The following is a 16,296-nucleotide window of genomic DNA, read 5'->3' on the forward strand; positions in this document are numbered from 1 at the left end:
ACCGGTGCTTCTTGATTCCTGACCACTCTTGACAGGAGTTGGTAAACGTTTGCCATGATGGCTTCCGTGATCTACGAGCTGAATCATGTCGGCGGCAGGATCAGGGACCTCGATGCCAGTTTGGCCTTCTACACCGAGACGATCGGCGCGGAGGTGGTCGATCGGCTGTTCATGTCGAGCTCGCGGGTCGACCGGGTGCACGTCCAGCTCGCGACCGGACTGGTGGAGTTATTGCACAGCCAGGCCGCCGATCCGGAGGCGACGTACGGCCTGAACCATGTCGCCTTCATGACCGACGATCTGGACGGCGACTATGCGCGGCTGATCAATGCGGGGTACGCCGAGCTCTCCGCGCCCCGGATCGCGAGGAGCGGCCAGGGCAGACTCGCATTCCTCGCCGACCCGAACGGCACGCGCATCGAACTCCTGCAGCGTTCGGAAGACTTCCGCGTTCCACCAATCACTTCAGGTCCGGTACGTCGCCTGTCCTTCGTCGCGCTGGTTGCACCTGATCTCGAAGCGGCGATCGAGTTCTACGGCGGCCACCTCGGCATGCAGCGCTGGACGCCGGACCGACCAGACGACGCCGTCTACTTCCGGATGGGCGACGACACCCTGAAACTCTGCCCATCGTTGCCCTCGGCCACCACCCTCGTCGACCACCTCGGTCTCGAAATGCCCGCCCCCAGAGAAGACGCGCACGACCCAGACGGCAACCGCCTACCTTCGTCACCCCGCCAAGCCCGGCGACGATCAGGGCCGTAGGAGGGTCTTGATGGCTCAGCGTTCGTCCGTCGGCTGGTAGCGCTCGGCGGCCTGGTCAGGTGGGAGTTCAAGGTCGACCTGGGTTGATCTCCCGCGCCCTGCTCGACCTTGACCGCGGCCGCCTGTGGATAGTGGCAGGACCTTGCCATTCCATGGATCCCTTACCTGAGTGCCGTGCTCGCCGGCGGCCTCCTCGGCGCGCTGCCCTGTGGATAGTGGCAGGAACTTGCCAATCCTCAGATCCCTTATAGATAAGGCCTTCTGAGCTCAGAAACTGTCGGCGGCATCATCTAGGCTTTTCGCATGGACAGGTTGCGTGAACGGCCCGTGTGGTCGATGACCGGCAGCGAGAAGCTGACGGCCCTCGACACACTGCAGGCCGACCTGACCCGCCTGTCCACCCGCCGCCTGGAGTTGCTGGCCGCGTTGGACACCGACGGCTACGCCACCGAACTCGGCGCCCGCGACACCGTCAACCTGATCGCGATCCGCCACCGCCTCGATCCGACCGAGGTCCGCCGAGACCTCAAACTCGCCCACGCCCTCCCCAAGTACACAGCGGTCTCCGCCGCCCTCCACACCGACCCCACACCACCCGACACCGAAACCCCAGCACCAGCAGAGGAAACCGCGACCGACGTGACGGCGAACGCGACGAGCGGCGAGACGTCTGCGCACGCGGAGGCGACCGCCGACGCCGACCGGGACGGACAGACGGCGGCAACCGATGCGGATGCGGAGACAGCGGCGGGCGCGGACGCGGCGGAGCAGACCGAGCACGCGGACGCGGCGGAGCTGGATGGGGAGCCGACGGCCGGTCCGCTGCTGCTGCACCCTGGCCAGGCGGCCGTGATCGTCGATGCGCTGGACAAGATCCCGTCCTCGGCGCGGGTCTCGGCCGAGAGCCTCCGGTTCGCCGAGGAACAGATGGTCAAGGCCGCCCAGGTGTTGCCGCCCGGCGAGCTGCGCAAACTCGGCCGGGAGGTCCGCAACCGGCTCGACACCGACGGCCCCGAACCGGCCGAGAAACGCGCCGCCGCGAACGAACGGCTCTGGTTGAAGCGGACCGACGACGGCATCAAGTTCGGCGGGTTCCTGGCCGGTGACAACGCCGAGTTGCTGCAGACGATGGTGTTCGCCAACTCCAAACCGCACAAGACCCCCGACGGGCAGCGCGACCCGCGCAGCCGCGGGAAACTCCAGGCCGACGGCCTCACCGACATCCTGCACACCGCCGCCGCCACCGGTGCCGCCCCGGCCCACGGCGGCATCAAACCCCACATCACCGTCACCATCTCGCTGGCCGACCTGCTCGCCGGCACCGGCACCGGCGACCTGGCCCACGGCGGCACCCTGTCGGCGGCCGCGATCCGCCGGCTGGCCTGCGACGCCGGCATCATCCCGCTCGTACTGGGCGCGAACTCCGAGCCCCTGGATGTGGGCACCGAGGAACGGTTCGTGAACCGGGCGATGCGGCGTGCGTTGAACGCCCGGGACAAGGGCTGCGTGGTGTGCGGCGCCCCACCGGCGATGTGCGAGGCCCACCACCTCGTGCACTGGGCAGAAGGCGGCCCGACCCGCGTCGACAACCTGGTCCTGCTCTGCAAGCGCCACCACATCGACGTGCACCACGGCCACTGGACCATCACCATGCACAACGGCCAGCCCCAACTATCCCGCCCCGACTGGGCCACCCCCACACCAACCCGCACCCCCACACGCACACCAGCCCGGGCCCCCAGCCCAACCCGGACTCCCGCACCGCCGCCGGATCCCTGGACCGCCAGCCCACCCGACGCGCCACCCGCCCCGAGGCGACGCGGTGGCTCACCCGAGCCTGCACCAGAAACTCCACCAGGTGCCGGGCCAACCACACCCGAGCCCAGGCCAACCACACTCGAGCCCAGGCCAACCACACCCTGGGCCGACGAGCAAACCACACCAACCACACAGCCGGACACCCACACCACCCGGCCACGCCCGCCTGGCACCGGTCCGACCAGCCCAGACCCCTGGCCGGACAACGATTCCACCGCGCCAGCCACCGCCGGCGGGACAGATCACGTCATCGCGCGCCCGCCCGGCCGATCTGCGAGTCCGCTCGGCGACAGCCCCCACCCACTCGGCGGTACCGCCCGCCCGCTCCCGATCTACGAACAGTTGCGCCGCGAGTTCGCCGACTCCCCGGATCCCTGGGCCGACCCACCGGCGCCACCACCAACGACATCACCAGCTGATTGGCAGCCGCACGCGCCTAACACCAACTCCCGACCAACCACCACACCCGGCGGTTGACAACACAGCCTCATCAAACGGCGTGCGGCGCGCCCCCGCCATGCCGCAACACCCGGGCAATCGAAAACGCCGCCGATCCAACTCACCGCGCCAACTCACCTGGACAGGTTCGTCGGCAGCACCGGACCTGGGCAGCACACCAATATCCGAGCGCTCCGGCCACCGCGGCATCCAGGCTGTTCACCCGAGCCCGCCGTACGTACTGCGCCAGTCGTGGGAGACCGTACGCCGCAAGCGTTTGGACCGTTATGTCTGCCGTGATCTACGAGTGAGGTTCGCCACCACACCGAAGACCGCCCGACCACGGGCCAGGCATGGTGGAGTCGGCACGTTGCGAGGCGGCCAAGGAGGCGAGGAAGTGGGGTGCCTCGTCCGACGAGGATTCCGGGGCATAGACGGTCAGGGGTGAGGCCAGCCTCGGCGGCACGCGCGCCAGCTGCCATCTCCAGGCCTTCGTCGGCGAGGGTGAGGTGTGCCGACGATGCGGCCTGCGTGTTCGGTGACCTGGGTGCGCGAGTGGTGCACCGTCCACCAACGGTGAAACAGCCGATCAATTGTATTGTTCGTTTGTTTCCAGCAAACAATGGAATGACTTCTTGACCGATTGACACCCTGGCCGCGGTAATGCACCGTCAAGCTATTAGGTCACCGGAGGGACGGGCGGCACATCGGGCTTGCCCGGGTGGCCTTGTGGGGGTTGCCATGAGTGCCAAGCGTTCATTATGCGGTGCCGTATCGGCAATACTGCTCGCGCCATTCTTGATATTCCTGTCCGCAGCTCCAGCCGCGGCCGCCAACGTGACCGCCACCCTGGTCAGAACCGTCCAGACGTCGAACTTCGACCCGCCCGTACCGGACCCGTCCGGCATCACCTACCTCAGTGGCCGTGACCGCTTGCTGATCTCGGACGCGGAGGTGGACGAGGTCAACATCTTCGACGGGGCCAATCTGTTCGAGACCACCCGGGCCGGCGTACTGCAGGACACCGGCCTCACCACCGCCTACACGAAAGAGCCGGCCGGCGTGGGCTACAACCCCGGCAACGGGCACATCTTCGTCTCGGACGACGACCAGTTCCGCGTGTACGAAGTGGTGCCAGGGCCGGACGCGCGTTATGGGACGAGCGATGACACGCGTACGTCGATCAACACCGCGGCCTTCCAGAGTCAGGATCCGGAGGAGATGGAGTACTTCCCGCCGACCGGTGAGTTGTTCGTCCTGGACGGCGCGGACACCGCCGTCCATCGGCTGTCTCCCGGACCCGACGGCGTCTTCAACGGCGTCGCGCCGACCGGCGACGACATCGACACGGAGTTCGGGATCGGGCAGTACGGCGTCCTGGACCCGGAGGGGATCGGCTACCACCCTGGGCGCAACACCCTGCTGGTCATCGACAGCTACTCGGACACGGCGTACGAGTTCAACCGCAACCTCATGCTGGTGAACCGGATCAACATCGCGGCCTCGAACGAGGTCTTCGCCGCCGGCATCACCGTCGCCCCCGCGACGAACAACCCGTCCCAGTGGAACCTCTACATCGTCGACCGCGGGGTCGACAACGACGCGAACCCCAACGAGAACGACGGCAAGCTGTACGAGATGGCGGTCGACCTGCCGCCGATCCCGAACCTGGCCCCGGTTGTCGGCGTGGGACCTGATCGGCCCACGCACGTCAACGCACCGCTCGCTCTACAGGCCGTCGTGCGGGATGACGGGCTGCCGACCTCCTCGACGACGGTCGACTGGCAGGTGGTGAGCGGACCGGGGACCGTCACCTTCGGAACGCCACAGTCGGCCGAGACCTCTGCGACGTTCAGCACCGCGGGGACGTACGTCGTACGCGCGGTGGCGAGCGACTCCCTGCTCACGGGATCGGACGAGCTGCGGGTCACCGTCGTCGCTCCCGGCGGGGCACTCCCCCTGGACACTCCGGTGGCAAGGGCGTTCGACGATGTCGAGCAGCGTCCCACCGGATTCGCCGAGTGGGCCACCACCACGCTGAACATCCCGAACGCAAGCGGTACGACCCAAACGGTCGGAATCCGCTTCGACAACATCGACGTACCCCAGAACGCGACGATCACCGAGGCGTGGATCCAGTTCACCTCGAGCGGAGCGAACTCTGGCGGGACCACGGTCCAGATCGCCGGCGTCGCCGAGGACGACACGCCATCCTTCAACGCGCAGCCCACGACCGTGTCGTCGCGACCACGGACCCAGGCACGCCCCACCTGGAATCCACCCGCCTGGACGGCAGCCGGCCTGGCGGGAACCGCGCAGCGTACGTCCAGCCTGAGCGCCGTGGCACAGGAGGTGCTCAACCGGCCCGGGTGGCGCCGGGGAAACGCGTTGGCATTCGTCTTGACCGGCAGTGGTGAGCGCCGTGCCTCCTCCCAAGACGGCGCCGCTACCCCGGTACTGCACCTGGCCTACACCGTGCCCACCGGAAACACGCCGCCGGTCGCCGCGTTCACGTCCGCTTGCAGCGGCTTGTCCTGCACCTTCAGCGGCTCCGGCTCGTCTGATGCCGAGGGCCCCATCACCGGGTATGCCTGGGACTTCGGGGACGGCGGCACGGGGTCGGGAGTCCAGCCGGCCCACACATACGCTGCAGCCGGCACGTACAACGTCGCGCTCACGGTGACCGATTCCGCCGGGGCGACGAACCAGGTCACTCATCCGGTCACGGTGGTGGAATCGTCCACCGGCATCGCGTTCCGCGGCGCCGCGGGGTCTGTGGCCAACACGACCGCCCCGGCCGTCACGGTCCCGAGCACCGTGAGCGTGGGCGACACATTGGTGCTGTTCGCGGCCCTCAACGTGACTACCACGTCGGTCGCCGGACCGTCGGGGGTCGGCGGGTGGACCGCCATCGCCAATGTCGTGTCAGGTTCGCAGCGCACCATGGCATGGTGGAAGATCGCGTCCGCGGGCGACGCGGGCCAGGCCGTCCGCCTGACCCTCGGCGCGTACACCAAGGTCACCCTGCAACTGGCGGCGTACGCCGGTACGTCGGCTACCCCGTTGAGCGCGGTGAGCCAACGATCCGACGCCACCTCTATGACCGCACACGTGACCCCAGTGGTGAACGCCACCGTCTCGGGGTCGTGGTTGCTGTCCTACTGGGCGGACAAGTCGTCGACAACAACCGACTGGGCGCCGCCCGCAACCGCCACGCCCCGGGACGAGCGGATCGGATCCGGCAGCGGGCGGATCACCTCGCTCGTTGCTGACAGCAATGGTCCGATCCCCACCGGCAGCACCGGCGGTCTAACGGCAACCACCAACGCCGCCAGCCGCGCCACCATGATCAGCATCGTCCTCGCCCCATCCGGCTAAGGGCGCCTTCACCTCGACAGCAGTCTGATGCTCCGCAACCAGGTCGCCACCTCGGCGCCTGCGTTGCGGGCTTCCTCGCCGCGGATCGCGAGGGCATTACCGATCGTTGATCGGGGGCATAGCCGGGTGTAGTCGTCGACGGTGTTGCCGAGGCCGCTGACGGCGTACGTGACGAAGGGGTAGATCGTCTTGCCACTGAGGTCGACGTTCTCGACGAAGGTGCGCATGATCATCGGCGGGCGCACGTTCCAGATCCCGCTGCCGAGCAACACGGCGTCGTAGGCTGCGACGTCCGGCAGGGTGCCTGCGATCGCGGGGCGGGCCTCGCTGTTCTGTTCCCGGCTGTTCCGTTCGACCGTCGCCTCGTAGCTCTCGGGGTACGGATCCGCCGCCTCGATCCGGTACGTGTCCACCCTGATCGCGGATGAGATCAGCCCGGCGACGATCTCGGTGTTGCCGACCTCCAGCATCGTTCGGTCGCCGTAGTAGTAGTTCTCGCCGGCTCGGGAGAAGTAGGCGAGCAGCACTCGTGACCCGGGCGCCGCCGGCGTACCGCGAGACGGCGATGGCGTGGAGGTCTCCGACGACGTTTCAGGTGGGTTGCAGCCGGCGAGCTGGGATCCGAGCAGGGCAGCCCCACCGAGGGCGATCGGGGTCTTCAGGAGGGTTCGGCGGTTCACGGAATCAGGCCTCGGGGATTTCCCGACCAAACGTTTCGAGGGTGATGCTGTCCGGGTCTGGGCCGCCTCGTACGCCGGTGTCGAGGCCATCGATCGCGGCGAGCTGCTCGGTGGTGAGCTCGAAGTCGAACACGTCGAAGTTCTCGGCGATCCGGGCGGGTTTGGTCGACTTCGGAATCACAGAACGGCCCTGTTGCAGGTGCCAGCGGAGCATCACCTGCGCGGCCGACTTGCCGTACTGGCCCGCGATCTCGAGCAGCGTCGGGTCGTCGAAGGTGCTCTTCTCGGCATCGCGGTACGACGTGATTCCGCCGATGGGTGACCACGCCTGGGTCAGGATCCCCTGCTCGGCGTGCACCTGCTGCAACACGGCCTGCTGGAAGTACGGGTGGAGCTCGATCTGGTTCACGGCCGGCACGACGGAAGTCTCGGTCAGCAGCCGGTCGAGGTGCTCGGGCATGAAGTTGCTCACCCCGATCGCACGTACCTTGCCGTCGGCAAGCAGTTTCTCCAGCGCGCGGTAGGCGTCGAGGGTGCGGTCGAACGACGAGGACAACGGCTGGTGGAGAATCAGCAGGTCGAGCTGGTCGACGCCGAGTTTGCCGGCCCCCTTGTCGAACGCGTGCAGCGTCGCGTCGTACCCGTAGTCGCTGATCCAGACCTTCGTCTCGATGAACACCTCGTCGCGGGCGATGCCCGAGCGGCGGATGCCCTCACCGACCCCCCGCTCGTTCATGTAGGCGGCGGCCGTGTCGACGTGCCGGTAGCCGACGCGGAGGGCCTCCTCGACCGCGGCGGTCGTGGCATCGGGCGGAGTCTGGAAAACGCCGAGACCGATGGCCGGCAGCTCGACACCGTTGTTCAGTGTGATGGTGTTCGTTGGCATGCCTCGACGATAGGTACGCGTCCGGCGCGGGTGAGAGTCACTGTCATTACCCCCCAGCCGCCCCCGACCGAGCCAGGCGGTCAGCTCGGGAACTGAGGGTGGTAGTCACGGCTGGCCCTGTGGACCTTTCGGTACGCCACGCCGCCAAGCGCCACCACGGTCGCGACCGCGACGACGACACCGGCGACGGTGCGCGCCACGACCCCGCCGCCCACGGCCTGGCAGACGATCGCGGCCAGCACGCCGGTGACGACGGCGTCGATGATGCCCACGATGACCGGCGACCCCGAGAGCCAATGGGTAACTCCGACCCGGTTGCGAAAGGCGTACGTCTGCAGCATTCCCGGCCCGTCATCGTGGTGGCCTGCGACGAAGTACGGTTCCAGCTCCGGCGCGAGTTCGAGATAGGCATGCCGTAGCCGGTTCATCGCGATCACCAGCCAAGCGTCCTCGATTTCCGCCTCGATCAGGCGGAAGTACGTCCCCAGCCCGATGAGAAGAACAACGGGAAGGACCAGCAGCGCGAACGTCCGGAAGTCCGGCCCGAAACCGGTCGCGTTCGCCACCAGCGAGAGTGCGACGACGGTGGCCGACAGAACGGTCAGATAGGTGCCGGTCCGGCTGAAGATCTCGTTCCAGGTCATGCTGCGGGTCGCGAGCAGGCTCCAGTGCTCGGTCGCCAGGAACTGCGCATGCGGCGTACCGCTGACATCAAGCCCGTCGAGCGACGGCGGCCTGCTGACCGGCGGCTGCCCCCTCATCCGATCTCCCATGTGGTAAAGGTAGTCGGATGAGTCAGAGTCGCGAGCGTGAGTTTGTGCAGGTTGACGTGTTCTCCCGCATTCCCTACCTGGGGAATCCGGTCGCGGTGGTGCTCGACGCCGAGGGCGTGACCGACGAAGAGATGCAGCGCCTCGCTCGCTGGACGAACCTGTCCGAGACCACCTTCGTACTCCCTCCGACCACGCCGAACGCCGACTACCGGCTCCGCATCTTCACCCCCGGCGGCGAACTGCCCTTCGCCGGGCACCCCACGCTCGGGTCCGCCCATGCCTGGCTCGAGGCAGGCGGCGCGCCCCGCAACGCCGGTGTCGTCGTCCAGGAGTGTGCCGCCGGCCTGATCGACGTACGCCGTGGTGACGACACCCTCTCCTTCGGTGCTCCGCCGACCATCCGTACCGGACCGCTCGACGAGTCGTACGTCGATGAGGTCGCCAAGGCGTTCGGTATCGACCGGGAGCGGGTGCTGGCTCACCAGTGGGTCGACAACGGACCCGGCTGGGCAGTCGTGCAACTCGCCACGGCGGAGGAGGTACTGGCGTTGGAGCCTGATCTGTCAGCCATTCCGGACGCGATGATCGGTGCCATCGGCGCCTATCCGGACGGAGCTGATCACGCGTTCGAGCTGCGGACCTTCGCGCCGGGAGTCGGAGTGCCCGAGGATCCGGTCTGCGGCAGCATGAACGCCAGCACCGCCCAATGGCTGACCTCGAACGGAACCGCGCCCGCCTCGTACCAGGTCAGCCAGGGCGCGCGCGTCGGCCGAGCCGGCATCATCACCATCACCGCAGACTCCGACGGCCAAATCTGGGTCGGCGGAGCCACCACCACCTACATCCGCGGCACCATCACCCTCTGACCGCCGGGCCCGCGGGGGTGGTTGCGCGGGTGAGGAAGACGAGGTTGGTGATGATGCCCGGGAGCAGTACGAGCCAGAGTGGGATGAGCAAGTCCCTCGAGATCGACGGTGCAGCGGACAGCTCACCCCAGCGGGCGATGGCGATCGAGACCGCCAGCGATGCCCACAAGACCGTCTCCAGACTCGCCAGCCACTCGCGGTTGCGGAGGTGGAATCCGCTGGCCATCAGGGAGATCACAGCGATACCGACGGCCGCTAGCGGAGTCGTCCACCTGAGTTCGTCGATCAGCAGCGGTACGACGAGAGCCGTCGCGGCCCCGACCTCGGAGCATCCGATGAGGATGGTCAGACCCCTGGGAACCTGGTCGAAGCCGATCCACCGCTCGATGCCCCTACCGATGATCTTGGGCAGGCCGGCCGCGAGAAAGAAGAGGGCAAGAAACCCCTCCGCGATCCAAACAACGATGTCGAACAAGGCAATCTCTCCTTGGATGTGAAGTCCGTACGACCCAAAGAGATGCATGCGTTCGCCGATGTGACATCGACCGTTATCGCGTGGTGGGTGGAGTCTCGGTTCGCTCTCGCTGGAGCTGCTTGGCTCTGACGACATCCATGTCCCGGGGATCGAGCGGCAGCAGTTCGTCATACCGACGCTGAGTCCTGGTGCGATGGACCTTCGCGATCTGTACCTGTCGCATGTCAGACCTCCTTCCCCGGTGTTGGAACGGCAGACCTGGCACCGAGGGGTGGAGGGGGCTCAAGATGCCAGGTCCGCCGGTCTGGTGGGGTTGAGGGCACGTACCAAGCGGCGCTGTTCGGGGGGAGCTTGTCCCCTGCCTCGTGGTGACTGGCCAGCAGCAGTTCGCCGTCGACCGGTGCCGCGACGACCCGCGTGGAACAGTTGACGACGCAGCAGAAACCGTCGCCTCGGGTGAAGGCCAGTACGCCTGGTTCGGTCGGCAACCAGCGGAACTCGTGTGAGGCCAGCGCGGGGAGCCGGCGGCGCAAAGCGAGCGCGTCGCGGTAGAGATGCAGCATCGACTCGCCCCAGCTCAGTTGCCGGTCCACGGCGTGGTCGGCGAACCAGTCCGGCTGCGGCAGCCAGGGTTCGGCGGAGGAGAAGCCGAACCCGTCCTGACCGGCGGCCCACGGCAGCGGGATCCGGCAGCCGTCCCGGCCGCGCCGGACGCCTTCGCTGCGATGGAACATCGGGTCGGTCAGCACCTCGACGGGGAGATCTGTGACCTCGGGCAGGCCGAGCTCCTCGCCCTGGTACAGGTACGCCGAACCCGGCAGCGCGAGCATCAACAGGGCGCTCGCCCGCGCGCGTATCGTGCCGAGATCGACATCGCCGGCGTCGATGCCCGGAGCACCGCCGCCGTACCGGGTGACCGACCTGGGCATGTCGTGGTTGTTGAGCACCCAGGCGACCGACGAGCCGGAGTCCGCGATCGTGCCGAGTCCGCGATCCACGACGTCGTACAGGATCTGGTCGTCCCAGTTCGCGCGCAGGAACTCGAAGTAGAAGCTCTGGTGCAACTCGTCCGGGCGCTGGTACATCGCGAGCTGCTTGGCGTCCAGGACACCGACCTCGCCGATCAGCACGCGTTCGCGCCCGGTCGACGCGCTGTACTCGTCGGCGATGCTCCGCCACCGGCGCCATACCTCGTGCACCTCGGGCTGGTTCCAGGCATGGGGGTTGAGCGGATCGCCGGTGAGCTCGTCGTCCACCGCGTCCTCGTAGTCGGGAAGCCCGTCGGCCTTGTGCAGGCCGTGCGCCACGTCGATCCGGACACCATCCACGCCACGCTCGAGCCAGAAACGCAGTACCTGCTCGAAGTACGCCGCTACGTCCGGGTGCCGCCAGTTGAAGTCGGCCTGCTCCGGCGCGAAGCTGTGCAGGTACCACTGGCCAGGCGACCCGTCCGATTCGGTGACCCGCTGCCAGGCCGGTCCGCCGAAGATCGAGCGCCAGTTGTTCGGCGGCAGCTCGCCGAACTCGCCTCGACCGTCAGCGCTGTACACATTTTTACCTTCGGCAAAGTGGAAATACTCGCGTTCCGGGCCGCCGGCCAGCGCCGCGGCGAACCACGGATGCGCCGTGGAGCAGTGATTCGGGACGATGTCGATGAGCACCTTGAGGTCGAGCCGGTGCGCGTCGTCGACCAGGCGGTCGAAGCAGTCGAGGGTGCCGTAGTCCGGCTGCACCGCGAAGTAGTCGGCCACGTCGTACCCGTGGTCGTGCTGCGGCGAGGGGTAGAACGGGTTGAGCCAGATGCCGTCCACGCCGAGGCCGCGCAGATACGGGAGCTTCGCCCGCACCCCGGCCAGATCGCCGACACCGTCGCCGTCGGAGTCCTGGAAGCTGCGGACATACACCTGATAGATGACCGCGCTCCGCCACCAGCCGGCTCCGTGCCCGGTGCTCGCCGTGGTGACCATCGCAATCAATCCCTAGACGACCAGCCATTCGCTGATCCTGTAATCACCATCCCTTCCGGGTCTCGTCGCGTCTGCACCGCCAGCGTCCACGCCCACTACCTGCTAGCCGGAACCCCGGAGTACCGCTGACCAGCACGGGCGCGGTCAGCGGGTCTCGAGGTAGGTGATCACGGCAAGCACCCGGCGATGGTCATCACCGGTCTCGGGCAGGCTCAGCTTGGCGAGGATGTGCCGGACGTGCTTCTCCACGGTCGCCTCGGTCACCCAGATCCGGCGGGCGATGCCGGCGTTCGACCGTCCCTCCGCCATCAGCGCGAGCACCTCGTGCTCCCGCGGGGAGAGGCCGGCCAGCGGGTCGTTCTGCCGCCTGGCGCTCACCAGCTCCTGTACCAGTGCCGGGTCCAGCACCGAACCACCCCGGACGATCCGCTCCAGCGTCTCGATGAACTCGCCCACATCCGTCACGCGACTCTTCAGCAAGTACCCGACCCGCTGGCCGGACGCCAGCAGCTCCATCGCGTGCTCGACCTCCGCGTGAGCCGACAGCACCAAGATCCCGGTGGCCGGGAACTCGGTGCGAATCTCGCGGGCGGCGTCGAGTCCTTCCGTCGTGTTCGTCGGCGGCATCCGGATGTCCACCACCACCAGTTCCGGCTTCAACTCACGGACCAGCGGGAGGATCCACTCACTGTCGCCGGTCTGCCCGACGACCTCGAACCCCGACCGCTCGAGCAGACTGGCCAGCCCCTCGCGCAGAAGGACGTCGTCCTCAGCCAGGAGCACGCGGGTACCGGCTGCGGCGTCGCTCCCCCGTAGCTCACCTGACGGCTTGATCGTCATTCCGTCAGTATCGCCCCGGTGTCCGGGCTGAGATCTCAGGGACTACGCGGGCCGCTCTGGTCCTGGGTTCCGTCGAGGATCCGGCGGATGGCAATGGCCGACAACTGCGACTTGGGCAGGTACGCCGCAGCCGGGGCGGCCCCTAGCAACTCCCACAGGTCTTCCTCGGCATAGGTGGAAATCAGGATCACCCTCGACTGGTCCACGGTCGCCTCCCGCTGGAATCGCTGGGCGAGGTCGAAGCCGCTCTCGCTGCCCAGATTCACGTCGACGAGGACGACATCGGGATCGGCGTCCGCCATTCGTCGCAGGGCCTCCTCGGTCGTCGAGGCAACGCCCACCACGGCGCACCCTTCCCGTTCGAGCAGGGTTTGGGCAGCGGTGAGGAAGTGCGGGCTGTCGTCGACGATGAAGCAGCGCAGGGCCATGGCACTAGGATCGCGTGCCTCAGGTCCCCCGCACATTCCCGCTAACTGGACTCTTCCGCCGAGCCGACTACTGACAGTGCCGATTGACTGCCTCCCTGAGTTCACCACGATCGGTTGCTGCTGCTCATTGAGTGGCGGCAATGGCTCTTGTAGCGTCAAGAGCGGAGTCGCTGGTCAGGGCTCCCGCGGTGCGTGAGGGGTGGCGTGCAAGCTGCTCGGTGGATGGCAGTCGGATCCGCCCACGGTCTCGAGACGCGAGCCGGGGCGCGGGCGCTCGACGATGCGCTGGTCCGGGACGACCCGAAGCTCCTGATCGTCTTCTGCTCCCAGTCGCACGACCTGCACGCTCTGCTGGCCGAGATCCGGGAGCGGGCACCCGGCGTACCGCTGATCGGCTGTACGACCGCAGGCGAGATCGCGACGTCCGGACCGAGCGAGGCGAGTGTCGTCGTCACCGCACTCGGCGGCGACGGCTTCGCGGCCCAGACCGCCGCCGCCACCCAGGCATCGCGGGATCTTCGGGCAGCCGGAGCGCGAGTGGCCCGATGTCTGCCGATCCGGGAAGACCTCCCGCACAAGGTTCTCATCCTGCTCACCGACGGGCTGGCGGGCGATCAGCAGGAGATCGTTCGAGGCGCGTACGGCGTACTCGGGGCTGCCGTGCCGCTGGTAGGCGGCTGTGCCGGTGACGACCTGAAGATGACCCGCACGCACCAGCTGCACGACGACCAGGTGCTGACGGACTCGGTCGTCGCCGCCGGGCTCGCCTCGGACGCGCCGTTCGGGATCGGTGTGCGACACGGCTGGCGAAGGGTCGGCGAGCCGATGCTCGTCACCGCCAGCGCCGCCAACCGGGTGTACACCCTCGACGACCGGCCGGCGCTGGACGCCTACCTCAAGCACCTTGGCCTCGATCCGTCGATCAGCAGCAATCACCGATGGCTGGCGCGACTGGCGCTCACCCACCCGCTCGGCCTCGGCCGGCCGAGCGGTGAGGACGAGGTGCGCCTGATCAGCGGCGGGGACTTCGTCGAGCGATCGCTGTCCTGCATGGCCGAGGTTCCGCAGGGCGCCCTGGTCTGGATCATGGAGGGTGACGAGACATCGGTGCTCGAGGCAACCGAAGCGGCCTGCGGCGACTCACTTGCCGCACTCGAGGGGAAGCAGCCGCTGGGCGTGATCGCGTTCGACTGCATCGCCAGGCGCGGCGTCCTCGGGGACGCCGGGATCAGGACCGAGATCAACCGGCTCGCGGCGGTCACGGTCGGCGCGCCGGTCGCGGGCTTCTACACCTATGGCGAGATCGCGCGGACGCGCGGCCTGCGGGGCTTCCACAACCAGACCTTGGTTGTTCTGTCGGTCGGCTGAGATGGACGTCGCGGCCTGGTCGACCCAGCAGCTCGCCGAGTTCGTCGCCATCGTCTCGACCGCGCGGAGCGAGAAGGAGGCCGCCCACGTGGCGGTCGAACGGGCGGCCGAGGCCTTGGACGCCGATGTGGCCGCGATCGTGTGCGCCGGCGACCTCATTGCGGCTGTCGGCTATCCGGAGGGCGCCGTGCCCGTCGGCGACCTCGCAGCCGCCAGGCCCGGTACGACGTACGCGCGGCAACTCGAAGTACCGGGAGTAGGCAAGTGCGAGGCGGCGTCGGCCCTGCTCGAACATCCACCGGGCGCGACGATGGTCGTGGCGCGGCTGGACCGCCTGACCCGTGAGGAAACCGGCCTGATGCGCGGGATGGCCAGGGTCACCGCGATCACGATGCGCATGCTCCGGGTGCTGGACGACGAGCGCACCGCGCGCAAAGAGATCGAGCGACTCGCCCACGAGCAGGCGGCCTTGCGCAACGTCGCGACGCTGGTCGCCACCGGCCCCTCCCCCGACGAGATTTTCGCGGCGGTGGCACAGGAGGTCGGACAGCTCTTGAATGCGGACTTCACCGAGCTGACCCGGTTCGTCCCCAGCGCGGCCGTCGCCGTGGTGGCCGCCTGGAGCAAGACCGGCGAGCCGGTCCCCCTCGCCGGCCCCAAACCTCTCGGCGGGCACAACCTGACCACCCTCATCCACGAGACCCACCGGCCGGAACGGCTCGAGTACGACGACAGCGGACCGCCGGCCGCCGCGACCGGCGGGGTCCGGATCCGGTCGGCGGTCGGGGTCCCGATCAACGTCGAAGGTCAGCTGTGGGGAGTGATAGCCGTCGGTACGGCGGGCTACGAGCAACCGCCTCCCGATACCGAGTCGCGACTGGCCGACTTCACCGAACTCGTGGCGACCGCGATCGCGAACGCCGGAGCACAGACCGAGCTGAAGGCGTCCCGCTCGCGGATCGTGGCCAGCGCCGACGAGACCCGGCGCCGGATCGAGCGCGATCTCCATGACGGCGCGCAGCAACGCCTGGTCTCGCTCGCACTGCGACTGAGGGCGGCTCAGGAAACCGTGCCACCCGAGCTGGACGAGCTCTCCGCGCACCTGGACAGCGTGGCCGGCGAGCTGACGACGGCACTCGACGAACTCCGGGAGATGGCCCGCGGCATCCATCCGACGATCCTCGCCGAAGGTGGACTCGCCCCTGCGTTGAAGAGCCTTGCTCGCCGTTCATCCGTACCGGTCGACCTGCGGGTGGCGGCGAAGGGACGCCTCCCCGAACGGGTCGAGGTGACGGCGTACTACGTAGTGTCCGAAGCACTCACGAACGCGGCCAAGCATGCGCAGGCCTCCGCCATCCACGTCCAGGTCGACCCGATCGACGGCATCCTGCGGCTCGCGGTCAGCGACGACGGTATCGGCGGAGCAGATCCCGAGGGAGGCTCCGGCCTGGTCGGACTCAGGGACCGGGTCGAAGCCGCCGGCGGCCGACTAACCGTCCAGAGCCCTCCCGGCCAAGGCACCCGCCTCACCGTCGACCTCCCACTCGGACAGTAGCCCGCCCGGACCTATTCAGCGGGCGCTCCCCCGGGTCTACTCTGAGGGAGTCCGAAGGA

General features: G+C 68.0%; 14 protein-coding genes. 6 read left to right on the forward strand and 8 right to left on the reverse strand.

All coding sequences use genetic code 11. The features are described 5' to 3' along the window. Positions 1-54 precede the first annotated feature (54 nt). From EV643_RS37895 to EV643_RS46175, 3 genes are all read left to right on the forward strand, one after another. The gene (locus EV643_RS37895; protein ID WP_133805047.1) at positions 55-765 is read left to right on the forward strand and encodes a VOC family protein; all 711 of its coding nucleotides are present in this window, start codon (positions 55-57) and stop codon (positions 763-765) included. A gap of 303 nt (positions 766-1,068) precedes the next feature. Continuing rightward, complete coding sequence (locus EV643_RS37900) at positions 1,069-3,060, forward strand: HNH endonuclease signature motif containing protein (protein WP_238166087.1); 1,992 nt, start codon at positions 1,069-1,071, stop codon at positions 3,058-3,060. Between the two features lie 798 nt (positions 3,061-3,858). Next, positions 3,859-6,399 (forward strand): PKD domain-containing protein, encoded by a 2,541-nt coding sequence (locus tag EV643_RS46175; RefSeq protein WP_166665727.1) that lies wholly within the window; start codon positions 3,859-3,861, stop codon positions 6,397-6,399. 8 nt (positions 6,400-6,407) lie between these two features. Here the strand turns inward: EV643_RS46175 and EV643_RS45185 are convergent, their stop codons facing one another. From EV643_RS45185 to EV643_RS37920, 3 genes are all read right to left on the reverse strand, one after another. Next, positions 6,408-7,079: a flavodoxin gene (locus tag EV643_RS45185; protein ID WP_238166088.1), complete on the reverse strand. Its 672-nt coding sequence runs from the start codon at positions 7,077-7,079 to the stop codon at positions 6,408-6,410. A gap of 4 nt (positions 7,080-7,083) precedes the next feature. Beyond that, entirely contained in the window at positions 7,084-7,965 is an 882-nt protein-coding gene (locus tag EV643_RS37915; RefSeq protein ID WP_133805050.1) for an aldo/keto reductase, read from the reverse strand. An 80-nt stretch (positions 7,966-8,045) separates the two neighbouring features. Further along, positions 8,046-8,726, reverse strand: coding sequence for a hypothetical protein (locus EV643_RS37920; RefSeq protein WP_133805051.1), 681 nt, complete (start codon positions 8,724-8,726; stop codon positions 8,046-8,048). 29 nt (positions 8,727-8,755) lie between these two features. Between EV643_RS37920 and EV643_RS37925 the strand changes: the two genes are divergently transcribed. Then, positions 8,756-9,604: a PhzF family phenazine biosynthesis protein gene (locus EV643_RS37925; RefSeq protein WP_133805052.1), complete on the forward strand. Its 849-nt coding sequence runs from the start codon at positions 8,756-8,758 to the stop codon at positions 9,602-9,604. Here the strand turns inward: EV643_RS37925 and EV643_RS37930 are convergent. From EV643_RS37930 to EV643_RS37945, 5 genes are all read right to left on the reverse strand, one after another. Beyond that, positions 9,594-10,079, reverse strand: a complete 486-nt coding sequence (locus EV643_RS37930) for a DoxX family protein (RefSeq protein WP_166665728.1) — start codon at positions 10,077-10,079, stop codon at positions 9,594-9,596. The two genes, EV643_RS37925 and EV643_RS37930, sit on opposite strands and share 11 nt — an antisense overlap. A 73-nt stretch (positions 10,080-10,152) precedes the next feature. Further along, a complete protein-coding gene (locus EV643_RS44455; protein ID WP_166665729.1) occupies positions 10,153-10,302 on the reverse strand; it encodes a hypothetical protein in 150 nt (49 codons plus the stop codon). Between the two features lies 1 nt (position 10,303). Then, positions 10,304-12,046, reverse strand: coding sequence for a glycoside hydrolase family 13 protein (locus EV643_RS37935; RefSeq protein WP_133805054.1), 1,743 nt, complete (start codon positions 12,044-12,046; stop codon positions 10,304-10,306). Positions 12,047-12,190: 144 nt separating this feature from the next. Next, positions 12,191-12,886: a response regulator gene (locus EV643_RS37940; RefSeq protein ID WP_133805055.1), complete on the reverse strand. Its 696-nt coding sequence runs from the start codon at positions 12,884-12,886 to the stop codon at positions 12,191-12,193. Positions 12,887-12,921: 35 nt separating this feature from the next. Further along, positions 12,922-13,314, reverse strand: coding sequence for a response regulator (locus tag EV643_RS37945; protein ID WP_133805056.1), 393 nt, complete (start codon positions 13,312-13,314; stop codon positions 12,922-12,924). Positions 13,315-13,536: 222 nt separating this feature from the next. On the opposite strand from EV643_RS37945, the gene EV643_RS37950 reads away from it, so the two are divergent. Beyond that, positions 13,537-14,682 carry an FIST signal transduction protein gene (locus EV643_RS37950; RefSeq protein ID WP_133805057.1) on the forward strand — a complete coding sequence of 382 codons (1,146 nt, stop codon included), beginning with the start codon at positions 13,537-13,539 and terminating at the stop codon, positions 14,680-14,682. Between the two features lies 1 nt (position 14,683). Continuing rightward, the gene (locus EV643_RS37955; protein WP_133805058.1) at positions 14,684-16,237 is read left to right on the forward strand and encodes a GAF domain-containing sensor histidine kinase; all 1,554 of its coding nucleotides are present in this window, start codon (positions 14,684-14,686) and stop codon (positions 16,235-16,237) included. Positions 16,238-16,296: the final 59 nt, after the last annotated feature.

The organism is Kribbella caucasensis (genome assembly GCF_004361855.1).
Lineage (GTDB): Bacteria > Actinomycetota > Actinomycetes > Propionibacteriales > Kribbellaceae > Kribbella > Kribbella caucasensis.

Coding starts and splice junctions, on each gene's coding strand:
- EV643_RS37900 (WP_238166087.1), top strand. CDS start 1,069: ATGGACAGGTTGCGTGAACGGCCCGTGTGGTCGATGACCGGCAGCGAG.
- EV643_RS37945 (WP_133805056.1), bottom strand. CDS start 13,314: ATGGCCCTGCGCTGCTTCATCGTCGACGACAGCCCGCACTTCCTCACC.
- EV643_RS44455 (WP_166665729.1), bottom strand. CDS start 10,302: ATGCGACAGGTACAGATCGCGAAGGTCCATCGCACCAGGACTCAGCGT.
- EV643_RS37925 (WP_133805052.1), top strand. CDS start 8,756: ATGAGTCAGAGTCGCGAGCGTGAGTTTGTGCAGGTTGACGTGTTCTCC.
- EV643_RS37955 (WP_133805058.1), top strand. CDS start 14,684: ATGGACGTCGCGGCCTGGTCGACCCAGCAGCTCGCCGAGTTCGTCGCC.
- EV643_RS37895 (WP_133805047.1), top strand. CDS start 55: ATGATGGCTTCCGTGATCTACGAGCTGAATCATGTCGGCGGCAGGATC.
- EV643_RS37915 (WP_133805050.1), bottom strand. CDS start 7,965: ATGCCAACGAACACCATCACACTGAACAACGGTGTCGAGCTGCCGGCC.
- EV643_RS37935 (WP_133805054.1), bottom strand. CDS start 12,046: ATGGTCACCACGGCGAGCACCGGGCACGGAGCCGGCTGGTGGCGGAGC.
- EV643_RS37940 (WP_133805055.1), bottom strand. CDS start 12,886: ATGACGATCAAGCCGTCAGGTGAGCTACGGGGGAGCGACGCCGCAGCC.
- EV643_RS37920 (WP_133805051.1), bottom strand. CDS start 8,726: ATGAGGGGGCAGCCGCCGGTCAGCAGGCCGCCGTCGCTCGACGGGCTT.
- EV643_RS37950 (WP_133805057.1), top strand. CDS start 13,537: ATGGCAGTCGGATCCGCCCACGGTCTCGAGACGCGAGCCGGGGCGCGG.